Source organism: Streptomyces sp. SID3212 (assembly GCF_009865405.1).
Taxonomy (GTDB): domain Bacteria; phylum Actinomycetota; class Actinomycetes; order Streptomycetales; family Streptomycetaceae; genus Streptomyces.
In genome coordinates this window covers 1-2,820 of record NZ_WWJY01000078.1, presented here as the reverse complement: position 1 = coordinate 2,820, position 2,820 = coordinate 1, and the positions used below count along the sequence as shown (strand labels likewise).

3 protein-coding genes are annotated in these 2,820 nt (G+C 73.6%); all 3 read left to right on the top strand.

Features of this window, described 5'->3' with window-relative positions; genetic code table 11:
- The coding region (locus tag GT042_RS38640) for a hypothetical protein (protein WP_237530418.1) at positions 1-181 on the top strand (181 nt) is incomplete at its 5' end.
- A complete protein-coding gene (locus GT042_RS02725) occupies positions 166-1,218 on the top strand; it encodes a MupA/Atu3671 family FMN-dependent luciferase-like monooxygenase (RefSeq protein WP_161307096.1) in 1,053 nt (350 codons plus the stop codon). The genes GT042_RS38640 and GT042_RS02725, both read left to right, overlap by 16 nt.
- On the top strand, positions 1,218-2,820 hold a 1,603-nt coding region (locus GT042_RS02720; RefSeq protein WP_161307095.1), incomplete at its 3' end, for a condensation domain-containing protein. The genes GT042_RS02725 and GT042_RS02720, both read left to right, overlap by 1 nt.

Below are 2,820 nucleotides of genomic sequence, written 5' to 3'. Positions count from 1 at the left end.
CGCCGAGCTGGAGCGGCCCGCCGCCGGGACCGGACCCGCGGTGGCCCCCATCACACGCCGCCCCCGGGTGCCGCGACAGCACCAGACCCCGGCGCGACCGCACGAGACCCCGGCACGACCGCACGACACCCCGAACCGGCCCGGCACGCAACAGGAGGAGTGGCAGTGGACCTCAGTGTGATGTTCTTCGGTGCGGACAGCACCACCGCCGGGGAGACCCGGCACGCCGAGACGTACGAGGACATCCTCACCGTGGCCAGAACCGCGGACCGGCTCGGATTCCACGCCATCTGGACCCCCGAACGCCACTTCCAGCAGGTGGGACAGGTGTTCCCCAGCCCGCCCGTGCTCGGCGCGGCGCTCGCCGTCGCCACCGAGCGGATCGGGATCCGCGCCGGCAGTGTGGTCCTCCCGCTCCACCACCCCCTGAAGGTGGCGGAGGACTGGGCCGTCGTCGACAACCTCTCGCACGGCAGGGTGGGCCTGTCCGTCGCCACCGGCTGGCATTCAAAGGACTTCACCCTCGCCCCCGAGCAGTACGCGGACCGCAGGCGGACCGCCCTGGAGACCGTGCCCCGGCTGCGTGCCCTGTGGGCGGGCGAACCCGCCGAGTACCCCGACGGCACCGGCACCCCGGTCTCCGTCGTGCCTCAGCCCCGGCCCGTCCAGGACACCCTGCCCCTGTGGATCACCACGTCCGGCAACCCGGAGACCTGGGAGGCCGCCGGACGGCTGCGCGCCGGAGTGCTCGGCGCGACCGTCGGCCAGACCAGGGACGAACTCGCCGACCGGATCGCCCGCTACCGCGCCGCCTGCGCCGAGGCCCCCGACCAGCGGGGCACCGACGCGCACGGCCGGGTCACCCTGATGGCCCACACCTACGTCGGCACGGACGACGCGGAGGTCCGGCGCCAGGCCGGCGCGCCCCTGCGGGCCTACCTCGCCTCGTACGTCCGCCAGACCGCCGCCAACCGGTCCGCGGACGCCGCGACCGCGCGGCTCACCGACGAACAGGCCGCGATGCTCGCCGAGTTCGCGTTCGAGCGCTACCTGAGCTGGGGCAGTCTCCTCGGCTCACCCGGCCACTGCGCCAAGATGCTCGCCGATCTGGCCGAGCTGGGCGTCGACGAGGTCGCCTGCTTCATCGACTTCGGAATCGGACGGGACGACGTACTGGCCGGACTGCACCGGCTGGCCGAACTGAAAGAGACTCTGTGATGACTGCCCCCACCCTGTCCCGCGCGACGACCGCCGCGGTGACCCCTTCCATGGCCGACCGGTTCGGCGCCCTCGGCCGGGAGCAGCGCGTGCGCCTGATGCGCCGCCTCCTGGAGGCCGGCCGCGCCCGCGAGATACCCGCCGTCATACCCCCGCGCGACCCCGGCAGGCCGGTGCCCCTGAGCCCCGCCCAGCACGACCTGTGGGTGTACGACTCGCTCTATCCCGGCACGGCCGCGCTCAACCTGTGCTCCGCCTACCACTTCGACCGCCCCGCCGACCCGGCGCACCTGGAGGCGGCCCTCACCCTGATCCAGCGGCACCACGACATCCTGCGCACCCGGATCAGGACGGACGAGGACGGCGGGCTGCGGGTCGAGTTCCCCGACGACGGCCCCTTCGACCTGGAGCGCGAGGACCTGCGGGGTACGGACACGACCATCGACGAGGCCTTCGAGACCTTCCGCGCCCGCCCCTTCGACCTGGGCAGGGACAAGCTGATCCGGGCCCGGTTCGTCCGGGTCGACGAGCGGCGCTCCACGCTGATGCTGAGCCTGCACCACACCATCAGCGACTGGTGGTCGTTCGACGTGCTCCAGAACGAGTTCGCCCAGGCGTACGGAGCCCTGCGCGACGGCAAGGAGCCGCCCCTGACCCGGCCCGCCGTCCAGTACGCCGACTTCTCGTCCTGGCAGGACGAGTTGGCGGAGTCCGGGGTCTTCGGGGCCCGCCTCGACTTCTGGCGCCGCTACCTCGCGGACCCGCCCGGGCCGCTCACCGTGCCGGGCGGCGGCGGCACCCCCGTCACCTCGGGAGACGGCATCGCCCAGGTCCCCTTCCACATCGACGCGCGGACCGCCGCCGCCGTGCGCGCCCTGGCCCGCGAGCGCGGTGCCTCCGTCTACGTCGTCCTGATGGCGGCCTTCGCCGTCCTCGCGCACCGGGTCAGCGGCGCCGACGACCTGATCCTCGGCACCCCCATCGCCAACCGCGCGGCCAAGGGACTCGACCAGGTCATCGGGTACGTCATGAACGCCGTCCCGACCCGGTGGCGGGTGCGGTCCGACCGCTCCTTCGCCGACGTGCTCGCCGGATTCGCCGTCGACTTCCCCGAGTTGATGGCCAACGCGGACGTCCCGGTCGGCCGGATCGTGTCGGCCGCCGCCCCGGAGCGCAGCGCCGGCCGGGCCCCGCTGTACCAGTGGGTGTTCATGCACCTGACGCAGCAGCCCAGCGTCTCCGTGATGAAGGAGTTCGCGGAGCCCGAGCGCATTCACACCGGCGGCGAACACGACCTCGTCGGTGTGGTGAAGGACTGCGACGACGGCATGGAGGGCAGCTTCGGGCTCCGCACCGACGTCTTCGACCCGCGGGTCGTGGCCCGCTGGACCGAGTGCTACGTCGAACTCCTGCGGCGGATCACCACCGATCCCACCGCGCTCGTCGGTGACATCGACCTCGTGCCGGGCGCCATGCGCGGGCAGCTGCTCGCCGAGTCGGCGGGACCCGCCGCCCCCGCCCCCGCCTCGCTGCCCGCGCTGGTGGCCCGGCAGGCGGCCCGCACCCCGGACGCACCGGCCCTCGCATCCGGCGGAGAAGCCC